This window comes from Methylobacterium sp., from assembly GCF_019745455.1.
Taxonomy (GTDB): Bacteria; Pseudomonadota; Alphaproteobacteria; order Rhizobiales; family Beijerinckiaceae; genus Methylobacterium.
Genome location: NZ_JAIETD010000004.1, coordinates 18,374 through 41,360, shown reverse-complemented (window position 1 = coordinate 41,360; position 22,987 = coordinate 18,374). Strand labels below are relative to the sequence as shown.

Below are 22,987 nucleotides of genomic sequence, written 5' to 3'. Positions count from 1 at the left end.
ACCGAGGCTACGGAAACGGGAAATGACCTGCGGCTGCAATCGCAGAATTCGGGATGACGGAACGCCTTGTCACGCGACCGGAGGCTTTCCATCTCTCTCGTTGAGGGTCCGCCGACGCCGCAATCGAAGCTATTCGTCGACAAAATTTCCATCACAGAACGAGTGTCGCATCCGCAAGCGATCGACTTGAAAAGCCCTCGGCCAAAATGGCAGCGATCCTGTTTCGGGATCGCCCCGGTCATGCAACCCGATTGCTGCCCCGTCCGTTGATTTCGCTCCTGCATTAGGGCATGTACGCCCGCACTTCCCCGATCAAGATTCCCACAGCGCAGCCCCTGCGCCGCGCGTTCGCAAACGCGGTTTTGAGCCGCGAACCTCCCAGACGAGAAAGGTCATATGGGCGCCTTCGACTATCGGAATTTCGACGACCGTAGAAAGAACTCCGCCAGCGCCAAGCAGATGCTGCTGGAAAAATTCAAGTCCCGGCCACCGGCGGACGACCCGGAGATGATCGCAAAGGCCGAGGCACGCGCCGCCATCGCGCGAGCCCGTGAGGAGCGCGCTCGCGAGCGCGAGGCCGCCCGGGTCGCCGCCGAGAAGGCCGCTGCCGAAGAGAAGCGCGCACGCGAGGAGGCGGAACTCGCCGCCCAAATCGCGCGAGAAGAGGAAGAAGCTCGACTCGCCGCCGAGCAGAAGGCTGCGGAGCTCATCGCCCGCAAGGCCGCACGCGACGCGCGCTACGCCGCCCGCAAGGCCAAAGCGCGGCGCTGAGCGCCGCGACCCCATCCTCGCATCGACGTCACGAGGCGCGCCGGAGACGGCGCGCCTCACTCATGTTCAGGCTTCGGTCTCGGTCTTGTCCTCGGATTCGTTCTCGTTTTCCGTCTCGGCCTCGGGAGCCTCAATGGGGACTGAAGCTTCTTCCGGACGGGGACCGGACTTGAACGAGCGGCGAGGCGCATTCCCGCGCTTCATCTGTGCCGGCTTCTCGATCGCGCCGAGCCGCTCGGAGAGCTGCTTGGCCCGCTCGTTGAAATCATTGGTGCTTCGCGATTGCGACGCACCGCTCTTGAACGCGTTTGCCACTGAGGCCTCTTGGGATGGCCCAGTGCACGATGGGCGTGCGGGCTTGACGCCTCCATAGCACGCTTCGTCCGGCCGATGCGGGTTATTCGCTGATGGCCTCAAAACCGCGCCGTCACGAACAGCCGCAGGTTTCGCCCCGGTAACAGGATCTCGTCCTTCTTGAACGAGGCCGCGTTGCGGATCTGGTCGTCGAGAAGGTTGCGGCCCTGCAAGCCGACCGTGATTTCGCTCGCGCCATAGATGCCGGGATCGAGTGGCTTGGTGTAGCTCACCTCTGCGCGCAGGTCGTCCCAGCCCGGTGTGAAGGTCTGGAAGGGGGCGATGTCCGTCTGCGCGAAGGCGTGGAGCAAATTCACCCGCGCGAACCAGCCGTCGGCGCGCAGGAAGACGCCGCCGCCGACGCGATGGGGTGGGATGCGCGGGACGGCGCTGCCGTCGTCGAAGCGGGCGCGCACGAAATCGTACTGCGCCTCAAACCCCGCGAAGCCGTCGCCGACGGGCAGCACGTCGAGCTGGGCGGCGATCTCGGCGCCGTAGAACGTCGCGTTGGCCTGCGAGTAGACGATCTGCCGGAGTTCGTCGCCGCCACCGCAGGAGGCGAAGTCGTCGTTGCAGCCGATGCCCGTCTCACGCTTGTAGATGAAGCCCGTGTAGCGCGTGTAGTAGCCCGTCGCGTCGAGGCGCAGCGGCCCGATCGCCCGGCGCAGGCTCGCCTCGACGGTCCTTGCACGCTCCAGCCGCAGGGTCGGATCGCCGATCTCGAAGGTGCCTGTCGCGTCGTGCGGTCCCTGTGAAAACAGTTCGTAGGCGGTGGGCGCGCGCTCGACATAGGAGCCGTTGAGGCTCGCTACGAACCCGTAGGGCAGGTCCTGCAGCGCGCCGAGGCTGATGCTCTTCGGGGCGAAGCGGCGGCGCAGGCCGTATTGCAGCGGGTCCTCGCCGGGAACGGGGAGGTAGTCGGCCGGGAATTGCGTTGCCGTGCTGCTCGAGCGCGTGCCTTCGATGCGGCCCGCCGCCTGGAAGCGCAGACCATTGCTGACGGCCAGTTCCTCGAACAGGTAGACCGCGTCGGAGCGCGACTCGGTCGGCGGCAGGAAGGCTTCGCCTTGGGTCGAGAGCACCCGCCGCCCGCTCTGGAAGCCGAGCGCTCCGGTCAGCGTGCCGAGCGCCGTGAAGACGGGCACATGCTGCAGCTCGATCCGGCCTTCCACCTCCCGGTTCTTGAAGGTCGCCTGGATGCCGTCGATGCCGTCCTCGCCGATGCCCCGCTCGTCGTGGCGGTAGACCGAGCCGCCGGCCCAGAACCGGATCGCCTCGAAGGGCCCTCCAAGCGGACGGTACTCGCCGCGGGCGAGCACCCGGTCCTGGCGTGGATCGAGCCGCGTCCGGCTCTCGGCGGCCTCGCCGCCGGGGATCTGGTAGAGCGCGTCGTAATGGCTGAAGGACACGCCGAGGAAGCCTCGGTCCCCGATCGCCGAGATGCCGACAGAGCCGCCCTGCGATTCCGTCGCGGAGTTGCGCTGGATGCCGAGCGGCGTAGCGTAGCTGTCTGTCGCCGTCCTGAAGCCGTCGGCGTGGACGGCGATGCCCTCGCCACCGGCATCGACGCTCACGGCGCCGAGACGGCCCTCATCGACGCTGGAATAGCCCGTCGTCACCTGCCCCGAGACGCCGCCTCGGGGAATGAAGGTCGGGACCCGGTTGTTCTCCGCCGAGACCACGCCGCCGATCGCCTGAGAGCCGTAGCGCAGGGTGGCGGGCCCCCGGATCACCTCGATCCGGTCGGAGACGAGCGGGTTGACGGGTACGGCGTGATCCTCGCCGAGCTCCGAGACGTCGCCGATGCCGACCCCGTTCTCCTGGATGCGCACGCGGGCGTTGTCGAGGCCGCGGATGATCGGGCGGGAGGCTGCTCCCGGCGCATAGGTCGAGGACGAGATTCCCGGCCGATCGAACAATGCATCGCCGAGTGTCCGGGGCTGTTCACGGGCGATCTGATCTCGCGTGACGACCGTCACCGGCGAGAAGGTGTTCGTCACCACCGGGAGTATTCCCGCACCGATGCCGGTTCCTGTGTTTGCAGGTCTGACGATCGGGCTCGGCGAACTCACCGTCAGTTCGGGCAGCGTCGCTTCCGCTGTCTGAGCGAGGGCGTTGTCCGCAAGACCGGCCGCGGACAGCACCGCCCATCCCCATTTTCGACCCGAACGAGAGCTGCGCATATCCGACCACCGCCATGTTACAATGTTTCACTACCGCATTGTGATGATGTAACAAGAGGGGCGTTCGGTCCTTGTCGTGAGTTCCACTCTCCGTGTCGTCCAGGCCACATCCCCCGGAGTGCGGCCAAGGCGCAACACCCGGTTCGAAAAGCTTATGTCGGGTGCGTTTGGAAGCCGCCGCCGCCGCCCCTGCCTTGCGGCAAGCGCAATTGCCGGTGAGGCAGCGCGAACTCCGCCGCGCCCACCCGGAACCTCCTCGATGTCGCGTCCGCTTCTGACGACCGCCGCCCTCCTCGCGCTCGCCGCCAGCCTTTCTGCCTGCGCCTCGCAGCGTTTCGAGGGACAGACGCGAGGCCGCGTCGGACCCCAAGCAGCCCTCGAGCCGGCCGTGCCGGCAATTCCGTCGGGACCGGTGACCTCGGAACCACTAGCACCGCCGCCAGGCGCCAGCGCCGCCCCAGGCGATATTCCGGTGATCGCGGCGGCGCCGCCGCCGGTCGTAGCGGAGCCGATCTACGTTCCTCCGGCACCGCCGCCAGTCGTGGCGAGCGGCCGGTCCTCGGTGGTCGGAAGCTGGAACGCCAAGGATGCGACGGGCGGGACCTGCAAGGTCTCGCTCTCGAGCGCTCCGGCGCTCGATCTCTACAAGGCCTCGGCCAGCGCTTGCCCGAACAAGGATCTCGCCAAGGTCAGTGCCTGGGATTTCCGCGACGGCGAGGTCTACCTCTATCAGCCCGGCGGCACCGTGACGGCGCGTCTTCGCCAGGGTGGCGGCGGTCTCGACGGCGCCCTGTCGAAATCAGGCGCGTCGCTGACCCTCGCCCGGTAACGCGCTCAGGGATTCACCCGCAAACCGAGCAGCCAAGTGTTGCTGCTGAAGCTCGCGCCGCTCGTTGAGCTGTCGATCTGCTGATAGATGTAGCTGCCGCGCATCGTCAGCCAGCGGTTGAAGCGATAGTCGAGGCGGGCGGTGGTTGAGAAGCCGCTTTCGCTGATGGCGAGGCGGTCGTAGTCGCTGGTCAGATAGCTTCCTGCCACCGTGAGCGAGAGGTTGCGGAAGAGGTCGTGCTGGACCTCCAGCGTCCCGACCTGCGTTCGCACGCCGCTCGAACCCGGCAGGCTCGTCTCGATGATGCCGGTGGCAGCGGTGAGGCGGACCGTGGTGAGCGGGCTCGCTGTCCAGATGAGGGAGGCGTTCACGACCGGCGCGGTCAGGTCGCGCAGGGTCGGATCGCTGTAGGTGCGGTGCTCGAAGCCTGCGCCGATCTCGCCCGACAGGAGCCGGGTCAAGGCGAAGGCCGCGCCGGCCGTGAGGGTGACGCCATCCGAGTCGCGGCGGATGCCGTTGGAATCGATCCTCCGATCGTAGACGCGTGTGTTGGCGAGAACATCCACGAAGGGCGAGATCACCGGCGAGATCTCGTAGGCCGCGCGCAGGCGCAGGCCGTATTGGTTGAGGTTGCGGTCGGCCTGGCTGAGCACCGTCCCGTTGGTGAGCCGCGCATCCTCGAACTCGGAGCGGTCGATCAGGCCGCGCAATGAGACCTGGAGCCGGTTGAAGGTCTCAGTGACGCCCACCGTGGTGCCGTAGCTGGCGATGATCGGCCGCCCGGCGACGGCGGCGGTCAGATCGGGGCTTCCGGCGCGCTGGGTGTCGATCAGGAAACGGCCCTCGACATCGATGCGGGTGTCGCGGTTGGCATCGAGACGCAGGCGGACGTTGCCGGACCCGTTGGGGCGGTTGGCGTCCTGGTTGTCGGGATAGTTGAGATACGCACCCCGCATCTCGCCCGCGAGCTCGTGGGCGGACCAATTGCTGCGAAAGTTCAGGTCGCCCTCGGTGCGAAGGGCGACGGAGCCCTTGGCGGAACGGTTGACGATCTGCTCCGGGTTGGTGTCGTAGCCGATGCTTTGTTGCAGGGACGGCAGCACCGTGAAGGTCCCGAGCCTGAGACCGATCGGCGCGTAGGCGTCGTCCACCACGAGCGGCCGGCGCAGGGCGGCATTCAGCACCGCGCCCGGCGTCGACAGGCCGGCGAGGGGAAGCCCGGTGGGCCCCGCGAGCGGTGTCGGCAGCGGCACGCCGACGACGGGATTCTGGATCACCGGCGATAGGCGCAAATCGGGCGGAGGAATCTGCGTGACCTGCCGGGTGATGCCGACGGTCGCCGATCCCGGACGCCGGGGCGGGGCGGCCCGCTGGCGCAGCAGGTTGCTCGGGGCCCGGTTGTTGATGCCGCTGGTGGCACCGCCGGTGCGGCCCGCACCGGGCCTTGCGGGGCGCGCGAAGGCGGATCGTCCGGCGCCGCCGCTCGACCCGCCATCGAGGGATTCGCCGGCGGAGGCTGCACCGGCGGAAGCTCCCCCGGGGGTCGGCGGAGTCGGGGCGGTTCCGGCACGCAGCGTCGGCAGGGCGTTGTCGCTCGACGCGCTGGCCGCGCTGTTCGCATTCGTCGGCGCATCGGCGGTCGCCGCCTGGGCGAGGACGTCGGCAGGCACGAGCGCGACCGCAAGGACGATCGCAGCCGCTGCCTGGCAATCCCGGATCGGCCGCGCGCGCATCACCGGTAGACGTGGCTCCGCTCGTCTCATGCAAGGTTGCTGGTCCCACGGACCGGCACCCGTCGCGGTTGTGCGATTGCAGGGCGTGACGCCCGGCGGCTCGGGACCCCGGATGCCCGCTGCCGGACACCGCTGGATCATGGTTAATCGAGCTACAACGAGGACGGTTAATGGCCCGTCAACGGGCAGGCCCGGCCGCTCACACGACGAGGCAATCCATGACCGGATCTAGCATCCGGTCGATCGCGGCCGCGGCGGCATCCGGTGGACCGAACACGCCGTCGAGGGCGAGGCGGGCGAGACCGTGGACGAGAGACCAGCAGGCCACCGCCCTCGGGTCCGGCCCGCTGCTCGCCACGTGCGGAGAGTACGGTCGATCCGCCACCGCGGCGGCGAGGAGGCCGAAGGCGCGCTCGGACGCGGCCCTGTAGGATGCGTCCGTCGGGTCGATGCGGGCGCAGCGCCACATCGTATCGAACTCGCCGGGGTGCTTGAGCGCGAAGTTCAAATAGACTGCACCTTGGCTGCGGATGCGGCCGTCGCGGCTCGTGGACCGTTCATCGGCCTCGGCCAAGGCGTCGCCGAGCAGCCGGAACCCCTCGGTGGCCACCGCCGTCAGCAGCCCGCGCGCATCCCCGAAATGGTGCTGGGGTGCGGCCGCGGAGACCCCAGCCCGCCGGGCCGTCTCGCGCAACGAGAATCCGTCGATGCCGCGCTCCCGCAACGTCGCCGTGGCAGCCTCCACCAGCGCCGAGCGAAGATCGCCGTGGTGATAGGTCTGAGCCGTCTTGACACTGTCAAGATCACTATTCATAACGATCTATACGGTGTAAAGATGGAGCCGAGCAAGCCATGGTCTCAGCCCCCGCCTTGTTCTCCGCATGCAATGCGATCGCGCTCGCGGCCTGGCTCGTCCTCGCCCTGTCGCTCTTCGTGCCACGCATGCGGCCATGGACCTTTCCGCTCACTGGGCTCGTCCTGCCGGGATTGTTCGCTCTGGCCTATTGTGGCGCGCTGGCGGCCGGTCTCGGCTCGGGAGGAGGAGGGTTCGGCTCGATCGAGGAGGTCCGCACCCTCTTCGCGAACGACCACGCCCTGACCGCGGGATGGATCCATTACCTCGCCTTCGATCTCTTCGTCGGCACCTGGATCGCTCGCAAATTCTTGGCGGCGGGCGTGCCGCCCTTCCTCATCCTGCCCTGCCTCGCCCTGACCTTTCTCGTCGGGCCTGCGGGGTTGCTCCTCGCGCTCATCGTCGGGCTGAGCACCGGGAGACTCAACCGCGAGGCACTCACGTGAGCACCGAGCTCGTCCTCACCCCGGGCACCGGTTTCGTTGCCGAACTGAGGCGACGGTCTCCGACGCTAACGTCCTTCGGGATTGCCTGCCTGCTCGCGGGTGCGGTCACCCTCTGCCTGCCCCTGGTCGATGCTCGGCAGTTCGGCGGCGCACCCGTCTGGCTCAAGCCGACCAAGTTCTTCCTGTCGTTCGGATTGTTCGCCCTGACCTCGGCCTGGTTCATCGGCTACGTCCGGCCCGAGCGCAGGATGGCACGCCCCTTGAGGGTCGCGACCCTGATGCTGGTCGCCGCCGGGAGTTTCGAGCTCGGTTACATCACGCTGCAGGCGGGGCAGGGTCAGGCCTCGCATTTCAATGTCGGCGATCCGATCCACGGCCTGCTCTACGCGTTGATGGGCGTCGGCGCGCTGACGCTGCTGGCGAGCAAGATCCCGCTGGCGATCGAGATCGCGGGCAACCCGGTGACCGGCCTTCCGCCGGCTTTGCGCCTCGCTCTGGTGCTGGGATTGTGCATCACCATTGTGTTCGGCGGCGCAGGCGGCATCCTGATAAGCCTGAACCACGGAACGGTGATCGGGCCCGTCGGCCCGCGTCTCCCGGTCTTCGGATGGAATCTCGGAGGTGGCGACCTCAGGATCGGGCATTTCCTGGGGATGCATGCCGAGCAGGTCCTGCCGCTCGCGGCCCTCGCCATCGAGGCTTTGCGGTTTTCGTTTCAGCGCAGCCTCGTCGTGGGAACTGCCCTTTTCTGGGCAGGGCTGTCCATTTTGGCGATACTTCAGGCTCGCGCCGGCCTCGCTTTCCCGTTCGGATAGGGCTGTCCGAGGATTCGCTCGGTTTCGGCCGGCGCCCACCTCGCCTATGCTGAACCGGTGATGCTTGCCTCCCTCCGCCCCGTGCGCCGCCTCGACCCGATCCTCGTCGACCGCATCGCCGCGGGCGAAGTCGTCGAGCGGCCCGCCTCGGCCGTGAAAGAACTCGTCGAGAACGCTATCGACGCGGGAGCCCGCTGCATCGAGGTGGCGATCGAGGCAGGCGGGCGCCGGCTGATCCGGGTCGTGGACGACGGTGCCGGCATGGACCCCGAAGACCTCGCTCTTGCCGTCGAGCGACACGCCACCTCGAAGCTCCACGGCGGCGACCTGACCCGGATCGACTTCCTCGGTTTTCGCGGCGAGGCACTCCCCTCGATCGGCGCGGTGGCCCGCCTCGCCATCACCTCGCGAACGGGCGATGCGGAGACCGGATCGAGCCTCGTCGTCGAGGCCGGAGTCAAAGGAACGGTCAGGCCGGCCTCGGCGGCGCGCGGCACCCGGATCGAGGTCACCGACCTGTTCTCGGCGACCCCAGCCCGGCTCAAGTTCCTCAAATCCGACCGAGCCGAGGCGGGCGCCATCGCCGACATCCTGCGCCGCCTCGCCGTGGCGCAGCCCGGCATACGATTCACGCTGCGCTCGGAGAACGGCAGTCCGCTGATCTTCCCAGCGGAACCGGAGCCGGGCCCGGCCGCAACCCTTCGCCGGCTGACGGCGGTTCTGGGAGCCGATTTCGGCGCCAATTCCGTGCCGCTGTCGATGGGGCGCGAGGGTTTCTCGCTGGACGGCCATATCGGGCTGCCGACCTTCCACCGGGGCGCGGCGACCCACATCCATTTCACCGTCAACGGCCGCCCGGTTCGCGACCGGCTGCTGCTCGGCGCCGTCCGGGGCGCCTATGCCGATACGATGAGCTCCGACCGCCACCCGGTCCTGGCGCTTGCCATCGCCTGCGATCCCGGCCTCGTCGACGTCAACGTCCATCCCGCGAAGACAGAAGTACGGTTCCGCGAGCCCGGCCACGTGCGCGCCCTCATCGTCAGCGCCATCCACGAGACGCTGCGCCAGGCCGGCGCCCGCTCGGCCACGACGGGGGCGATGCGGACGCTGGAGGCCCTGCGGCCGATGGCGCGCCCGGCGATGAGCGCGCATTCCGGAGCCGGCGCCCTGAGCCGCCGCGGCAGCCCGATGCCCCAGGGGATGCCGTCCTTCGCGGCCCCGCCGGGCTACGCCTCCCACCCCCGGCCGGGCGGCTTTGGCGAGAGCGCGCAATCGCTGTTCCAGCACGACGAAGCGCCGCCGGCCGCTGACCTCCGCCAGGACCGTGACGGCGAGGAGGCGAGGGAGGCCATCGACGCGCCGCTCGGCGCCGCCCGTGCCCAGATCCACGAGACCTACATTCTCGCCCAGACCGCCGACGGCCTCGTCATCGTCGATCAGCACGCGGCCCACGAGCGCCTCGTCTACGAGCGGCTGAAGCGTGAGCGCGCTGCCGGCGGCATCGCCCGGCAGGGGCTGCTGATTCCGGAGGTCGTCGAGATGGCGCCCTCCGATGCCGAGCGCCTGATCGATGCCGCGCCGGATCTCGACCGGCTCGGCCTGTCGATCGAGGCCTTCGGTCCCGGCGCGATCCTGGTGCGCGAAATCCCCTCGATCCTCTCCGGCGCCGCGATCCGCGACCTCGTCATCGACATCCTCGACGGACTCGGCGAGTCGGGTCTCGAGGAGGGCAGTTCCGACGGCAGCGAGGGCGGCCCGCTCGGCCGGCGCCTCGACGCGATCCTGTCGCGGATGAGCTGCCACGGCTCGGTCCGCGCCGGACGGCGGCTGAAGCCCGAGGAGATGAACGCCATCTTGCGCGAGATGGAGGCGACGCCCCTCTCGGGCTCCTGCAACCACGGTCGGCCGACCTTCGTCGAATTGAAGCTCAGCGATATCGAGCGATTGTTCGGGCGCCGGTGAGCAGCGGCGCACCTGAAGCCGGTGCCACGCGTTATCGCCTCATGAATCCTGACACGCCCCGCCTTGGCTTCTGCTGCAAGTTCATCCTCGAAGAGCCGGAGGAGCCCTTCAAGACCCTCAAGGCCGCTCGCGAGGCGACGCTGGCGATGAACCTGACCCACGCGACCATGGCTCACCTCGCCGGGCTGGATCCCATCGCACGCCACGCCAAGATCGAGGGCATTGTCCGACACAATCTCGCGGCTCTCGAACGACAGATCTTGTGGGTCGCCGCCCGGCCGCCGATCGAGCGGCTTCTGCGGATGGCGAGCAACGTCCTGCCCGGCTACACCCATCCGATTGCGGCGCCGATCTATGCCGAACCGGTGCTGCGCCGCCTCGTCGAGGACGGCCTGGCCCGGATCGGCGCGATTGCCCGTGAGGGCGGCGTGCGCCTCAGCCTGCATCCGGGGCCGTTCTGCGTCGTCGCCTCGCAGAACCCGCGGGCCGAGCAGAACGGCATCGAGGAGTTCGAGTACCACGCCGAACTGATGGCCATGCTCGGCTACGGCGATGGCTGGCACCCGCACGGCGCCCACATCAACATCCATGTCGGGGCCCGCGAGCCCGGCACCGTGGGCTTCGCCGCCAACCTCGCCAGATTGTCGGAGACGGCGCGCAACCTCATCACCGTCGAGAACGACGAGAACGTCTTCGGTCTCGATACGGTGCTGGAACTCGCCGACCACGTTCCAGTGGTCCTCGACCTTCACCACCACTGGGTCCAGAGCGGCGGCGAGTACATCGAGCCGGACGATCCGCGGGTGGCGCGGGTGCGGGAATCCTGGCGCGGCGTGCGCCCGGTCGCCCATATCAGCGTCTCGCGCGAAACCGTCCTTGAGGCCCACGACAGGGAAACAGCGCCGGATTTCGCGGTGCTGACCTCGTCCGGTCATGGCTGGCGCGATCTTGCCGCCCATTCCGACATGATGTGGAACCGTGCCGTGAACGCACTCGTGGCGCGCCACATGAACTGGGCCGATTTCGAGATCGAGGCGAAGTCGAAGAACCTCGCCTCGGCCGGCATCGCGCGGGAGGTGGAAACGATCCTGGCGCGGGGCGGGACGAGCGTTGCGGCGTGAAGGACCGCCTTAGGTCCAGTAGAGGATGCGCGCGGCAGGAAGATCGCGAGCGAGCATGCCGGTGATCGCCTCGCGCATCTCCTGCATCTGCTCGCGCGGGAAGACATATTTCACCGAGCCGAATTTCGTCAGCTTCCGGGTCCGCTCGGCCTCGCTCATCGGCAGGTCCGAGCCAGGATACCAGCCTTCGAGCACCTCCTTCGAGGTCGGCGTGAACCGGTGGGTGATGAGCTCCGCCGTCAAGTCGAGGTCGGGAACGCCTGCGAGGGCCTGCGCGGCCCCGCGGATCAGCGCCCCATAGGCTTCTCGCCAATCGGGCAGCGGCATGATCGGCGCGATGGTGAGGCCGACGGGATAACCCGCGCGCGCCATCGCTCCCATCGCCTCGAGCCGCTGCCGCAAGGACGCCGTCCCGCCCTCGAAGCGAGCGGCCGACTCGGGATTGACCGAGAAACGCAGGCGGGTCTTCCGGTTATGCGGCAGGTCGAGGAGCCCCGAGACGGCGGCGAACTTCGTCGTGGCGCGCAGCTGCACGGGGGCGTCCCAGGCGCCGAAATGCCGGATCGCTGCGCTCAGCGACCCCGTCAGGTGCTCGATGCCGAGGGGATCGGTGTAGCAGGAGGCTTCGAAGGTGGTACCTTCGGCGGCCCGTGCCTCCTGCCGCGAGGTGACGGCGCCCCGGCCGAGATAGGCCGCCAGATTGCCGAGGATGTCGCCTAGATTGGCGTAGGCGCGCGTCACCGGCGGCCCCGAGAGCGAGCCGGCGAGGTAGCAGTATTGGCAATGGGCCGGGCATCCCTCGGCGAGGTCGAAGCGCCAATCGGCGCTCGGCGGGATCGGCTGGAGCTTCAGCTTGGTGGGCGGCGCGACCACGATCGCCAGGGTGTTCTTGGCCTGGATGTAGGCGCGTCGGGGATCGTCGCCGCCAAGGCCGGTGAGCCGGTTCGCCTTGAGGTACTCGACGGGTAGGCCGAGGGCTGCGGCCCTGGCAGCCATGGCGCGTCCATGGGCATGGTCGAGCGCCGCCGGCGTCACGAGGACCCTGCGCGGACGCCATAGCCTTTCCCGCCCGCTCCGCAGGAGCGAGGGTTCACGGGCGGTCACCTCGACGCGATCCGGGATTTCGAGGAGTTCCATCTCCGGCAACGCCGGCGGGACCCGCCAAGCTCCGATGCGGCGCGTCGACTTGGATCAGGTGTCTACTTGGATCAGGCCCGGAAACGCGCGAAGGCGATGGCCGTGTCGCCGTAGACCCGTCGCTCCAGCTCGGTGAAGCCTTCCGGCAGAGCTACATTAACAATGGCCGCCTCCTCGATGATCGCGAGGGCACCCGGTGCGAGCCAGCCGCCCTCCGCCGCCGAGCGGAGCGCCAGCGGGGCGAGATCGCGGTTGTAGGGCGGATCGCAGAAGACGACCGAGAAGGTGCCGCTGGTCCCGACCGGTCCGAGCTTGGTCGCATCGCGCCGGAACAGGCGCGTCACGCCCTCGGCCCCGAAGGCCTCGATGTTGTCGCGGATGAGTCCACGCGCCTCGGCGCCCTCGTCGACGAGAAGCGCATAAGCGGCCCCGCGCGAGAGTGCCTCGAAGCTCAGGGCGCCAGTGCCGGCGAAGAGATCGAGCACCCGCGCGCCGGGTAGGGGATCGTCATAGGCGTGGACGAGCACATTGAAGACGGCTTCGCGCAGGCGATCCGAAGTCGGGCGGATGGCGTCCGACTTCGGCGTCGCGAGCCGGCGCCCCCGATGGGCGCCGCCGACGATCCTCACCGGGCACCGCCGCGCGGCGGACGGCCGCCGCCAGCCCCGCCGCCAGGTCGCCCACCACCGCCGGGCCGGCCGCCCGGCTTGGCGCCGAACCCTCCGGGCTTCGCGCCGCCCGGCCTCGACCCGCCAGGTCTGCCGCCGGCCTTGAAGCCCCCAGGCTTGGCGCCGCCCTTGAAGCCGCCGCGCTCCGGCCCCGACCGCTCACCGCCGGCTCCTGAAGCCTTGAAGCCTCCCGGCTTGCCGCCCGCCTTGAAGCCGCCGCGCTCGCCGCCCGGGCGTTCGCCACGGAAGCCGCCCGGCTTCTCTCCGCGCTCGCGTGGATTGCCGCCTTCGCCGCCATTGCCGCGCCCGCGCGAACGATCGCCGAAAGGCGCGGCACCGCGGTCGCCGCGATCCGGACGCGCGCCATCGGAACTCGCTCGCTCGGAACTCGCCTCGCGGCGGAAGGGACGGGGAGCCGCGCCCTCGCGACGGGGAGGGCGGCTCTCGGTATTGCCGCGGGGCGGGCGAGCCTCGCCCTCCGCGCGACGAGCGGGGCGTTCGTCACGGTCGTCGCGCCGGGCCGGCGGCCTCGGCGAGGGGGAACGGGGGGCGCGGGCGGGCTCGGCAGCCTCGACGCGGCGAGCAGGGCGCGTGTCCGCCTGTCCTTCGCTGCGGCGGGCGCCGCGATCGCGCCGATGCGGCTCGGGCGCGGGCTCCTGCGGCGTCGCCTTCAGGCGCTCGACCAGCACCCGGCGCACGCCGGTCTTGATGGCGCCGACGCGCTCGCGGTCCCGGGCTGCCGCGACCTCGCGCTCGGCCTTGGGGTCAGCGCCGCGGCGTGGAATCCGGACCTTACGCGGGCCGTCATCGGCCGGGGCCTCATCCTCGGCCCGCCAGACCGAACGGCGCGGCCCCGCGGAGGAACCGCCGGTCGGCACCCGTGCCGGCGTCGCCGGTCGCATTTGGCGGTCGCCACCTCGCGGCGGTCCGCGATCCGAGCCGCCGCGGGCACCGCGCGGCGCCTCGTCGCCGCGCTCGCGCTCGGCGCCTCGTGCGGCGGAAGCCGATCGGGCCGGCTGTTTGGCCTGTTGCTTCGGGGAGCCGAACGGGGCGATCGGCTCGCGGACCGGGCTCGCGAAATCGACGCCGGCCTGTTCGGAAAGAGCCGGGCCGAGCTGTTCCTTCAAGACCTTGGTCTTGATCTCCTCGACGAGGCCGACTTCGAGGTCGCCGAGCTGGAATGGGCCGAACGAAAGCCGGATCAGCCGGTTCACCGCGAGGCCGAGATGTTCGAGGATTCGCTTGACCTCCCGGTTCTTGCCCTCGCGCAGGCCGAGCGTCAGCCAGAGGTTGTCGCCCGACGCGCGGTCGAGCACCGCATCGACGGGGCCGTAATCCATTCCGTCGATGGTGACGCCCTTGCGCAATTTGTCGAGCTCCGCCTGGCTGGTATCGCCATGGGCACGGACGCGGTAGCGCCGCAGCCAGCCGGTATCGGGATGCGCGATCACCTTGGCGAGGCCGCCATCGTTGGTGAGGAGCAGGAGGCCCTCGGTATTGATGTCGAGCCGGCCGATCGCCACGACCCGGGGCAGATCCTCGGGCAGCGACTCGAACACCGTCTGGCGGCCCTCAGGGTCGCGGGCAGTGGTGACGAGGCCGCGTGGCTTGTGGAAGATCCAGAGGCGGGTGCGCTCGCGGATCGGAAGCGGCTCGCCATCGACCATGATGACGTCGGCATCAGTGACATTGATTGCCGGCGAGGCCAGAACCTTGCCGTTGAGGCTGACGCGGCCCTGCTCGATCATCGCCTCGACATCGCGGCGCGACGCAATACCGGCGCGGGCGATCACCTTGGCGATGCGGTCGCCCTCGGGGGTCGGCTCGTCGGATGTCTCGGCGATCTTGGCCGGCCGCGGCACAGCAGGGCGGCGCTTCAATGGCGCATCACCGCCGCGAGCCGGAGCTGCGGCCTTGCGCACCTTCGGCTTCTCCTCGTCGGAGGGGCCAGGCACGCCCGCATCGGTATTCGGTGCCCAGGCTTCGGCCGCTTTCGTCGCGGTGGGGGAGGCGTCTGCCACGGGCGTCGTGTCGGTGCCGCGCGCGTCGTCGGACCCGCCCGCCGTATCGTCTGAAATGTCGTTCATTCCTGCCCCATAACAGAGCGGGTTGCCCGTTGCGAGATGATCTATTGAGGACCAGCGTTCCCGTTCGCTGGCTCCTCGACGAGAAAAAGGCGGCCGAAGCCACCTTTTCCTTTCAGTTCCAAGAATTCGCCAGGACGCTAGATCCTTGGCGAGCGTCCGCGCACCACGCCGAACACCGCCGAGATCAGGAACAGCGCGATGGCCACGAAGAAGACGATCTTGGCAGCTTCCACCGCGGTGCCGGCGATGCCGCCGAAGCCCAGGAGGGCTGCGATCACGGCGACGACGAGAAACGTAACAGCCCAGCCGATCATGGTGTTCTCCTTTTGTATTGCGGCAGCCTAGCCGGGCCGCCGCCCCTGTGTCGGGTAAGAAGTATGATTGACGTGTCGACGATCAGACGCTGCGCTTGACCGTGTCGGCAGCGTTCTTGACGCCATCCTTGACGTTGCCGACGGTCTGCTGGCCCTCGCCCTCGAGCTCCTGGGCCTTGCCTTCGGCGTTGAGCTTGTCGTTGCCTGTCGCCTGCCCGATGCCCTGCTTGGCGTTGCCGACCGCTTCGTTGGCGAGACCTTTGATCTTGTCGGTGCTGCTGCTCATGGTGCGCTCCTCGAATTCTCGCTTGGCGTAACAGCCGCGTTGTCGGACCAACGGGCTGAGAGACCGAATGTTCCGCCCGTTAACATTGAGGCGCCAAGGTTGAAGGACCGGGAGGCGATTGAGCGGAAATCGGTTTGTTCCTGCCGAGCCCTGTGACTAGAAACGTCCCGGTGAGCGAAGCGATCCAAAATCACGGTCCTGTCGACCCTTTCGGGCTCGCCTTCGCGGCGGCCAGAGAGGCGGCGAGGGAAGGCGAGGTTCCCGTTGGCGCCGTCGTCGTGCGGAACGGCGCGATCCTGGCGATCGCGCATAACCGGCCCCGCGCCCTTAGCGACCCGACCGCTCACGCCGAGATCCTGGCGATCCGCGCCGCCTGCTACGCGCTGTCGAACGAGCGCCTCCTCGGCTGCGACCTCTACGTCACGCTGGAGCCGTGTCCGATGTGCGCCGCTGCGATCTCCCTGGCGCGGATCCGCCGGGTCTATTTCTCGGCCTATGACTCGAAGGGCGGCGGGGTCGAGCACGGACCCCGGGTGTTCAACCAGCCGACCTGTCACCATGTCCCCGAGGTCTATGGCGGGCTACGGGAGAGCGAGGCGGCCGATCTGCTGCGCGCGTTCTTCTCGGAGCGGCGCGAGGGGTGAGGGAAAACAGCATGGTCCCGCATTACGAGCGCGCCCTGATCGTCGGAGCCGGGTCCGGGCTGAGCGCCTCCCTCGCCCGTCTCCTCGCAGCCGACGGCCTGCGCATCGGGCTTGCCGCCCGTCGCACCGATACCCTCGACGACCTGGCACGCGAGACCGGGGCGGCGGTTTATGCATGCGACGCGAGCGACGCCTCGCAGGTCGAGGCTCTGTTCGCGCGGATCGAGCCGGCGCTCGGCGGACCGCCCGACGTCGTCATCTACAATGCCAGCGCCCGCCTGCGCGGGACGATCGACAACCTCGATCCGCAGGTCGTGGCCCAGTCGCTGATGATCACGGCCCATGGCGGCTTCCTGGTCGCCCAGGCCGCCGCCCGGCGGATGCTCCCCGCCCGCCATGGAGCGATCCTGTTCACCGGCGCCTCCGCGAGCGTGAAAGGCTATGCCGGCTCCTCGCCCTTCGCGATGGGCAAGTTCGCCCTGCGCGGCCTCGCCCAGAGCCTTTCGCGCGAACTCCAGCCGAAGGGCATCCACGTCGCCCACGTCGTCATCGACGGCGTGATCCGCGGCGAGGAACGACCCGAACCGGCAGACGCGCCCGACAGCACCCTCGACCCGAACGCCATCGCGCGGGCCTATCGCGACCTCCTGCGTCAGTATCGCAGCGCCTGGACGTCGGAGATCGAGCTGCGGCCGTGGGTGGAGCGGTTCTGATCGGTTTTTTGGCGGTCCTCACGCCGCCGCCAGCGGCTTCGACACGTCCTCCAGCGATTTCCCCTCGGCAGCCGTGCCCCAGATGCCTCCTACGATCGCGGCGACCAGCATCAGCACGGCGCCGATCGCGTAGCCGATGAGGACGTTGTCCCGCGAGCCGGTCTCGACGAGAGCTCCGAACAGGAGCGGGCCGGAGACGCCGCCGATACCAGTACCCAGCGCGTAGAACACCGCGATGGCGAGCGCCCGGATTTCCAGCGGGAAGGTCTCGGCCACGGTGAGGTAGGCGGCGCTCGCCGCGGCCGAGGCGAAGAAGAACACCACCATCCAGGCCGCGGTCTGGCCGACGGGGCCGAACACTTCGATCTTGAACAGGTATCCGGTGATCGCCAGCAGCACGGCCGAGATGCCGTAGGTGAAGGCGATCATGGGCCTGCGCCCGATGGTGTCGAACAGGCGCCCGAGCAGCAGCGGCCCGAGGAACGATCCGAGTGCGAAGGGCAGCAGGTACCAGCCGACATGATCGTCCGGCACGCCGTAGAAGCGCTGCAGAACCAGGGCGTAGGTGAAGAACAGGGCGTTGTAGAAGAAGGCCTGCGCTATCATCAGGGCTAGCCCGACCATCGTCTGCTTGCGATGGCCGACGAGCATCGTGCTGAACACCTCGCCGAGCGGGGTGTGGCTGCGGGTCCTGAGCTTCAGGCGCTTGGCCTCGTCGATCGGAGGCAGGGTATGACCCTCGTCGGTGAAGCGCTTCTCGATGCCGGCGACGACACGGTCGGCTTCGGCGAGGTAGCCATGGGTGGCAAGCCAGCGCGGGCTCTCCGGAATCCAGGTACGCAGGAGCAGGATGGCGAGGCCGATGCCGCCGCCGATGAAGAAGGCGACGCGCCATCCCCAGGCCGGGTCGATGACGTCGGCGCGCAGGAGCACGATCGACAGGAACGAGCCGCCGGCCGCCCCGATCCAGAACGAGCCGTTGATGACGAGGTCGGTCCAGCCGCGCACGCGCGCGGGGACCAGTTCCTGGATCGTCGAGTTGATCGCCGTGTACTCGCCGCCGATCCCCGCCCCGGTGAGAAAGCGGAAGATGCAGAAGCTCCAGATATCCCAGGACAATCCCGTTGCCGCCGTGGCCGACAGATAGACCGCGAGGGTGATGAAGAACAGCTTCTTGCGTCCGATCCGGTCGGTGAGCCAGCCGAAGCCGAGGGCGCCGACGACAGCGCCGACAAGGTAGGAGCTCGCGGCGAGGCCGACATCGAACTCGGTGAAGCTCATCGGCTCCTTCCGCAAGGCACCCACGAGGGAGCCGGCCAGGGTCACCTCGAGGCCGTCGAGCACCCAGGTGATGCCGAGCGCGACGATGACGAGGACGTGGAAGCGGCCCCAGGGCAGGCGGTCGAGCCGGGCGGAGACGTCGGTATCGATGACGGTCCCCATCGGGACTCGCTCGGCCGCTGTCGCTGATCCGGATCTGCTCGCCATCGACCCCTCGTTAACGCTGACTCAAGAGACGAGTGCAGAAGCCGGCGCGAATCGCTTTCGTTCCCCGGGCCCTTCACCTTCGGCTGCCAATGCTGCGGCGTTCCCACGGGTTCGCCTTGACGATGCGCCGCCTTCGCCACGACATCCTCCTCGCCGCTGCCCTCGCCGTGTTGCTCGTGGCCGCGATCCACGCAAGCGACGACCGTCCTCCGCCCTTGCCGCCTGCCCCCAGGCCGATGGCGGCCCTCGCCGCGGAGCTTCGGACGAACGAGCGACAGCCGGTCAGGATCGTCTACCAACCCCTTATCGAGACGCGCTGAAGGCGTCAGGCCTCGCGCAGGCGCGGGTCGAGGGCGTCCGCCAGGGCGTCGCCGAGGAGGTTGAGGGAGACCAGGGTAGCGACGAGGAAGGCAGCCGGCCCGGCGAGTATCCAGGGCGCGCTCTCCAGGGCGCGGGCTCCTTCAGCGATGAGGCCGCCCCAGCTCGTCGCCGGCTCCTGCACCCCGAGCCCGAGGAAGGACAGGAAGCTTTCGAGCAGGATCACCCGTGGTACCAGGCCCGTCGCCGCGACCACCACCGGCCCGAGGGTGTTGGGCACGATGTGGTGGCGGAGGATGGCGCCGGCGGGCCGCCCCAGCGCCTCGGCGGCACGGACGAAGTCGCGACCGCGCAGGGCTATCGTCTGCGCCCGCACAAGCCTTGCCATGTCGAGCCATTCGACCGCCCCGATCGCTACCAGGATCAGGCCGAGGCTGGAGCGGAAGAAGACGAGAAGGACGATGACGAAGAAGACGAATGGCAGGGCATAGAGGATGTCGACGAGGCGCATCATCACGGCGTCCAAAGCTCCGCCGACATAGCCCGCGACGGCGCCGTAACTCACCCCGACCATAAGCGCCACGACGGTCGCGACGAGGCCGATCAGCAGGGAGACGCGACCCGCGACGAGGCTGCGGGTGAGGATGTCGCGCCCGAGGGCGTCCGTGCCGAGGAGGAAGCGAAGTTCTCGCACGGGAGCCGAGACGACGAGGCGTCGTCCCTCATCCTCCCGCGCCAGGATCGTGGGCTCGCCGAAGAGATCCGAGCGCGGCAGATAGGTGAGGACGCGCGGGTCGGTCCTGAGCTCCGAGGAGAGGGTGAGCCGGACCTTTCCGTCTTCCTGGGCGACGTCATCGAGGCGCAGGCGCATCCGGAAGGCAAGGCGCTCCAGGACAGGCCGAAGGTCGTCGGCGCGCGGATGCGCCGCGAGGCTCGGCGCGACCCTGACGAGGTCGGGATAGATCCGCCCCGGAGCGTGGCCTGTGACGAACGGGCCGACAAGACAGGCCACCGTCACCGCCATCAGCATCATCGCCGCCGCGAGCCCGATGGGGTTACGGACAAGGCGCGTCGCCGCGAGCCGGCCGAGAGACCCGTGCCCCATCATCGGCCTAGCCTCGCCCGTTGCCTTGCCCTCGGATCGAGCAATGCTGCGACCACGTCGCCGACGAGGTTCAGGATCATGACGAGGACCGCCACCAGCACAACGGTGCCCATCACCAGCGTGTAATCGCGGTTGAGCGCACCATCGACGAAATAGCGACCGATGCCTGGCAAGCCGAAGATGGTCTCCACGACGACGGACCCCGTCAGCAGGCCTGCAGCGGTGGGCCCCAGGATCGCGACGACCGGGATCAGGGCAGCGCGCAGGGCGTGGCGAGCGATCCTCGCCGGCGGCAGCCCCATGGCGCGCTGAGTCCGAACATGCTGGGCGTTCAGGGTCTCCACCAGAGCCGTGCGGGTGAGGCGGGCGATGCTGCCGATCTGTGGGACCGCCAGGGTGATCACCGGCAGGACGAGATGGCCCGGAGCACCGCCCTCCCAGCCGCCGACCGGCAGCCAGCGGAGGGTCAGACCGAACACGATCTGCAGGAGCGGCGCCACGACGAAGCTCGGAACGGCGAGGCTCGCCCCCGCGAGGAGCCCTGAGGTGCGATCCCAGAAGCCGCCGCGGCGGAAAGCGGCGAGAGCACCGAGGCCGATTCCACAGACGAGAGCCACCATGAGTGCGAGGGCGCCGAGCGTCATCGAGACCGGCAGGCCGCGAGCGAAGAGCTCGACGACCGTCAGGTCGCGGAACGAGAAGGAGGGACCGAAATCGCCGCGAAGGAGCGAACCGAGATAGCGGGCGAACTGGAGGGCAAGCGGCTGGTCGAGCCCGTAGATGCGGGCGAGGTTGTCCATCGACGCCTTCGGCAGCGGCCGTTCAAGATCGAAGGGTCCTCCCGGCGCCAGGCGCATCAGGAAGAAGCTGGCGGCGATGACGAGGAACAGCGTCGGCACGGCTTGGAGGAGCCGCCGGAGGACATAGAGCAACGTGCGACTCCGGCTCAGGGGGAGGAAATGGTCCTGATCATCCTACTCCCCTTTCATTTCTGGACGCGGCCCGATCGATCTGCAAAGGGCGCCAGACCTTATCGGCACCGCGCGCGACCAGAGCTCAGCCGAGGGAGCCCGTCGCAGAGAGCGCTGGCCGTTCCATCATTGACAAATCATGCGTATCGGGGCTAACCAGCGTCGGCAACGCGCGGCTTCCTCGACGAAGTCCGCGCGTTTCGCGTTCGCGCATCGCTCGATCGGTGTCGCGGATGACCTGAACAAGAAGACGGTCCAGGCATGAGCCGGAGACCGGCAGAGAACACGAGAGAGAACGATGTTCGCAGTCATCAAGACGGGCGGCAAGCAGTATCGCGTTGCCGCCAACGACACCATCACGATCGCCACGCTCGAGGGCGAAGAGGGCTCATCCGTCACCTTCGGCGAGGTTCTGCTGTTCGCCGACGGCGAGGGCGCGACCGAAATCGGCGCCCCCATGCTCACCGGCATCAGCGTCACCGGCGAGATCGTCGCCCACGGCCGCGACAAGAAGGTGATCGCCTTCAAGAAGCGCCGCCGTCAGAACTCCCGGCGCAAGCGGGGCCATCGTCAGCACCACACGGTGGTGCGCATCACCGAGATCAGCGCGGGCGGCAAGTCGTCGAAGGCGCCCGAGCGCAAGGCCAAGGCCCTGAAGGCCGATCCCCTGCCGGCGACCGCCTCCGCCGAAGCCTGATCTCAGCCCGCATCACAGACACTCGGAGTAAGCCCAGATGGCCCACAAGAAAGCAGGCGGCTCGTCCCGCAACGGCCGCGACTCGGCCGGCCAGCGCCTCGGCGTGAAGAAGTTCGGCTCGGAAGCCGTCATCGCCGGCAACATCATCGTTCGCCAGCGCGGCACCAAGTTCCATCCCGGCGTCAACGTCGGCATGGGCACGGACCACACCCTGTTCGCCAAGGCCGACGGCCGGGTCGAGTTTCAGACCAAGCGCGGCCGCGCCTTCGTAGCGGTGATCCCGTTCCAGGAAGCGGCCGAGTAACGTCGCGCTTCCGTGCGGGCCGTCCTAACCGGACGGCTCATCAACGAACGAGACCCCGGGGGAGATGGGAAACCGTCTTCCCCGTTGTCGTTTGTCCTATTCGGTCCGCGCAGGCGCGCCGATCCGAACCTGCAATGCGAGACGACAAGTGAAATTCCTCGACGAAGCCAAGGTCTATGTCCGTTCCGGCGACGGCGGCGCCGGCTGCGTCGCGTTCCGGCGCGAGAAGTTCATCGAGTTCGGCGGCCCCAATGGCGGCGATGGCGGGCGCGGCGGCGACGTCTGGGTCGAGTGCGTCGACGGCCTCAACACACTGATCGACTACCGCTACCAGCAGCACTTCAAGGCAAAGAAGGGCGAGCACGGCATGGGCTCGAACCGCCACGGCGCCAATGGGGCCGACGTGGTGCTGAAGGTTCCCGCCGGAACCGAGATCCTGGCCGAGGACGGCGAGACACTGATCGCCGACATGACCCATGTCGGCCAGCGCGTGCGCCTCGCCAAGGGCGGCAATGGCGGCTTCGGCAATGCCTATTTCACCACCTCGACGAACCGGGCGCCCAAACACGCCAATCCGGGCCTGGAGGGCACCGAGCAGTGGATCTGGCTTCGCCTCAAGCTCATCGCCGATGCCGGGCTGGTGGGCCTGCCCAATGCCGGCAAGTCGACCTTCCTCGCAACCGTGACGGCGGCAAAGCCGAAGATCGCCGACTATCCCTTCACGACGCTCCACCCCGGCCTCGGCGTCGTTCGCTCCGATGAGCGCGAGTTCGTGCTCGCCGATATCCCCGGCCTGATCGAGGGCGCGCATGAGGGCGTCGGGCTAGGCGACAAGTTCCTCGCCCATGTCGAGCGCTGCCGGGCGCTGCTCCACCTCGTGGACGCCAGCAGCGAGCATGCCGGCAAGACCTACAAGCTCGTCCGCAAGGAACTCGAAGCCTACGGTCAGGGCCTCACCGACAAGCCGGAGATCGTGGCCCTGTCGAAGTCCGACGTGGTCGATTCCGATACGTTGAAGGAGCAGGTGGCTCGTTTGAAGCGGGCGGCGAAGGTCAAGCCGCTGATCCTATCCTCGGCCACCGGCCTCGGCGTGCAGGATGCCCTGCGGGCGATCACCCGCGAGATGCAGGAGGCCAAGGCCGCCGAGGTTGCCAGGCAGCCGGCGGAGGCATGGCAGCCTTGAGCATA

Annotated in this window: 23 protein-coding genes and 1 pseudogene; 12 read left to right on the top strand and 12 right to left on the bottom strand. The window is 68.7% G+C overall.

From position 1 onward, the window contains the following. Nucleotides 1-396 precede the first annotated feature (396 nt). Nucleotides 397-771, top strand: coding sequence for a DUF6481 family protein (locus K2Y56_RS00945; protein WP_292503882.1), 375 nt, complete (start codon nucleotides 397-399; stop codon nucleotides 769-771). A 66-nt stretch (nucleotides 772-837) separates the two neighbouring features. Here K2Y56_RS00945 and K2Y56_RS00940 read toward each other — a convergent pair whose 3' ends face one another. Both K2Y56_RS00940 and K2Y56_RS00935 read right to left on the bottom strand, forming a co-directional pair. Then, on the bottom strand, nucleotides 838-1,086 hold the full coding sequence (locus tag K2Y56_RS00940) for a hypothetical protein (RefSeq protein ID WP_292503880.1): 249 nt from the start codon (nucleotides 1,084-1,086) through the stop codon (nucleotides 838-840). Nucleotides 1,087-1,184: 98 nt separating this feature from the next. Then, nucleotides 1,185-3,308: a TonB-dependent receptor gene (locus K2Y56_RS00935; RefSeq protein WP_292503877.1), complete on the bottom strand. Its 2,124-nt coding sequence runs from the start codon at nucleotides 3,306-3,308 to the stop codon at nucleotides 1,185-1,187. Between the two features lie 259 nt (nucleotides 3,309-3,567). Between K2Y56_RS00935 and K2Y56_RS00930 the strand changes: the two genes are divergently transcribed. Continuing rightward, a complete protein-coding gene (locus K2Y56_RS00930; protein WP_292503874.1) occupies nucleotides 3,568-4,137 on the top strand; it encodes an AprI/Inh family metalloprotease inhibitor in 570 nt (189 codons plus the stop codon). Nucleotides 4,138-4,142: 5 nt separating this feature from the next. Here K2Y56_RS00930 and K2Y56_RS00925 read toward each other — a convergent pair whose 3' ends face one another. Both K2Y56_RS00925 and K2Y56_RS00920 read right to left on the bottom strand, forming a co-directional pair. Further along, nucleotides 4,143-5,870 (bottom strand): outer membrane beta-barrel protein, encoded by a 1,728-nt coding sequence (locus K2Y56_RS00925; protein WP_292503872.1) that lies wholly within the window; start codon nucleotides 5,868-5,870, stop codon nucleotides 4,143-4,145. Between the two features lie 199 nt (nucleotides 5,871-6,069). After that, nucleotides 6,070-6,684, bottom strand: coding sequence for a TetR/AcrR family transcriptional regulator (locus tag K2Y56_RS00920; protein WP_292503869.1), 615 nt, complete (start codon nucleotides 6,682-6,684; stop codon nucleotides 6,070-6,072). A gap of 38 nt (nucleotides 6,685-6,722) precedes the next feature. Between K2Y56_RS00920 and K2Y56_RS00915 the strand changes: the two genes are divergently transcribed. Genes K2Y56_RS00915 through K2Y56_RS00900 form a run of 4 tightly spaced genes read left to right on the top strand, consistent with a single transcriptional unit; the run spans nucleotide 6,723 to nucleotide 11,067 of the window. Further along, on the top strand, nucleotides 6,723-7,169 hold the full coding sequence (locus K2Y56_RS00915; RefSeq protein ID WP_292503866.1) for an abscisic acid-deficient protein Aba4 family protein: 447 nt from the start codon (nucleotides 6,723-6,725) through the stop codon (nucleotides 7,167-7,169). Beyond that, the gene (locus K2Y56_RS00910) at nucleotides 7,166-7,984 is read left to right on the top strand and encodes a hypothetical protein (RefSeq protein ID WP_292503864.1); all 819 of its coding nucleotides are present in this window, start codon (nucleotides 7,166-7,168) and stop codon (nucleotides 7,982-7,984) included. Before K2Y56_RS00915 ends, K2Y56_RS00910 begins: the two co-directional genes overlap by 4 nt. A gap of 60 nt (nucleotides 7,985-8,044) precedes the next feature. Next, nucleotides 8,045-9,946, top strand: coding sequence for a DNA mismatch repair endonuclease MutL (gene mutL / locus K2Y56_RS00905; RefSeq protein WP_292503861.1), 1,902 nt, complete (start codon nucleotides 8,045-8,047; stop codon nucleotides 9,944-9,946). A gap of 41 nt (nucleotides 9,947-9,987) precedes the next feature. Continuing rightward, nucleotides 9,988-11,067 (top strand): UV damage endonuclease UvsE, encoded by a 1,080-nt coding sequence (locus tag K2Y56_RS00900; RefSeq protein WP_292503858.1) that lies wholly within the window; start codon nucleotides 9,988-9,990, stop codon nucleotides 11,065-11,067. Between the two features lie 9 nt (nucleotides 11,068-11,076). Here K2Y56_RS00900 and K2Y56_RS00895 read toward each other — a convergent pair whose 3' ends face one another. From K2Y56_RS00895 to K2Y56_RS00875, 5 genes are all read right to left on the bottom strand, one after another. Further along, complete coding sequence (locus K2Y56_RS00895; protein ID WP_292503856.1) at nucleotides 11,077-12,204, bottom strand: spore photoproduct lyase family protein; 1,128 nt, start codon at nucleotides 12,202-12,204, stop codon at nucleotides 11,077-11,079. A 71-nt stretch (nucleotides 12,205-12,275) separates the two neighbouring features. Further along, on the bottom strand, nucleotides 12,276-12,833 hold the full coding sequence (rsmD, locus tag K2Y56_RS00890; RefSeq protein ID WP_292503853.1) for a 16S rRNA (guanine(966)-N(2))-methyltransferase RsmD: 558 nt from the start codon (nucleotides 12,831-12,833) through the stop codon (nucleotides 12,276-12,278). Next, on the bottom strand, nucleotides 12,830-14,959 hold the full coding sequence (locus K2Y56_RS00885; RefSeq protein WP_292503850.1) for a pseudouridine synthase: 2,130 nt from the start codon (nucleotides 14,957-14,959) through the stop codon (nucleotides 12,830-12,832). Before K2Y56_RS00885 ends, rsmD begins: the two co-directional genes overlap by 4 nt. 137 nt (nucleotides 14,960-15,096) lie before the next feature. Continuing rightward, nucleotides 15,097-15,273 carry a DUF1328 domain-containing protein gene (locus K2Y56_RS00880; RefSeq protein ID WP_292503849.1) on the bottom strand — a complete coding sequence of 59 codons (177 nt, stop codon included), beginning with the start codon at nucleotides 15,271-15,273 and terminating at the stop codon, nucleotides 15,097-15,099. Nucleotides 15,274-15,355: 82 nt separating this feature from the next. Then, on the bottom strand, nucleotides 15,356-15,559 hold the full coding sequence (locus K2Y56_RS00875) for a CsbD family protein (RefSeq protein WP_292503848.1): 204 nt from the start codon (nucleotides 15,557-15,559) through the stop codon (nucleotides 15,356-15,358). 170 nt (nucleotides 15,560-15,729) lie between these two features. On the opposite strand from K2Y56_RS00875, the gene K2Y56_RS00870 reads away from it, so the two are divergent. Further along, nucleotides 15,730-16,203, top strand: a complete 474-nt coding sequence (locus K2Y56_RS00870) for a nucleoside deaminase (protein WP_292503845.1) — start codon at nucleotides 15,730-15,732, stop codon at nucleotides 16,201-16,203. An 11-nt stretch (nucleotides 16,204-16,214) separates the two neighbouring features. Then, a complete protein-coding gene (locus K2Y56_RS00865; RefSeq protein ID WP_292503843.1) occupies nucleotides 16,215-16,916 on the top strand; it encodes an SDR family NAD(P)-dependent oxidoreductase in 702 nt (233 codons plus the stop codon). A gap of 18 nt (nucleotides 16,917-16,934) precedes the next feature. Here K2Y56_RS00865 and K2Y56_RS00860 read toward each other — a convergent pair whose 3' ends face one another. Beyond that, entirely contained in the window at nucleotides 16,935-18,404 is a 1,470-nt protein-coding gene (locus tag K2Y56_RS00860; RefSeq protein ID WP_292503841.1) for an MFS transporter, read from the bottom strand. Between the two features lie 122 nt (nucleotides 18,405-18,526). Here K2Y56_RS00860 and K2Y56_RS00855 point away from each other — a divergent pair, with 122 nt between their 5' ends. Next, entirely contained in the window at nucleotides 18,527-18,724 is a 198-nt protein-coding gene (locus K2Y56_RS00855; RefSeq protein WP_292503839.1) for a hypothetical protein, read from the top strand. 5 nt (nucleotides 18,725-18,729) lie between these two features. Here the strand turns inward: K2Y56_RS00855 and K2Y56_RS00850 are convergent, their stop codons facing one another. Together K2Y56_RS00850 and K2Y56_RS00845 are read right to left on the bottom strand one after the other, a co-directional pair. Further along, nucleotides 18,730-19,755 (bottom strand): ABC transporter permease, encoded by a 1,026-nt coding sequence (locus K2Y56_RS00850; RefSeq protein WP_292503921.1) that lies wholly within the window; start codon nucleotides 19,753-19,755, stop codon nucleotides 18,730-18,732. A 71-nt stretch (nucleotides 19,756-19,826) separates the two neighbouring features. Then, nucleotides 19,827-20,759, bottom strand: coding sequence for an ABC transporter permease subunit (locus K2Y56_RS00845; RefSeq protein WP_292503836.1), 933 nt, complete (start codon nucleotides 20,757-20,759; stop codon nucleotides 19,827-19,829). Between the two features lie 337 nt (nucleotides 20,760-21,096). Here K2Y56_RS00845 and rplU point away from each other — a divergent pair. The 3 genes and pseudogenes from rplU to obgE all read left to right on the top strand — a co-directional run. Further along, nucleotides 21,097-21,408: pseudogene (rplU, locus tag K2Y56_RS00840) on the top strand (50S ribosomal protein L21); the annotation flags it as partial. A 124-nt stretch (nucleotides 21,409-21,532) separates the two neighbouring features. Then, on the top strand, nucleotides 21,533-21,799 hold the full coding sequence (gene rpmA / locus K2Y56_RS00835) for a 50S ribosomal protein L27 (RefSeq protein WP_292503833.1): 267 nt from the start codon (nucleotides 21,533-21,535) through the stop codon (nucleotides 21,797-21,799). 148 nt (nucleotides 21,800-21,947) lie between these two features. Beyond that, nucleotides 21,948-22,982, top strand: coding sequence for a GTPase ObgE (gene obgE, locus K2Y56_RS00830; protein ID WP_292503831.1), 1,035 nt, complete (start codon nucleotides 21,948-21,950; stop codon nucleotides 22,980-22,982). Nucleotides 22,983-22,987 lie beyond the last annotated feature (5 nt).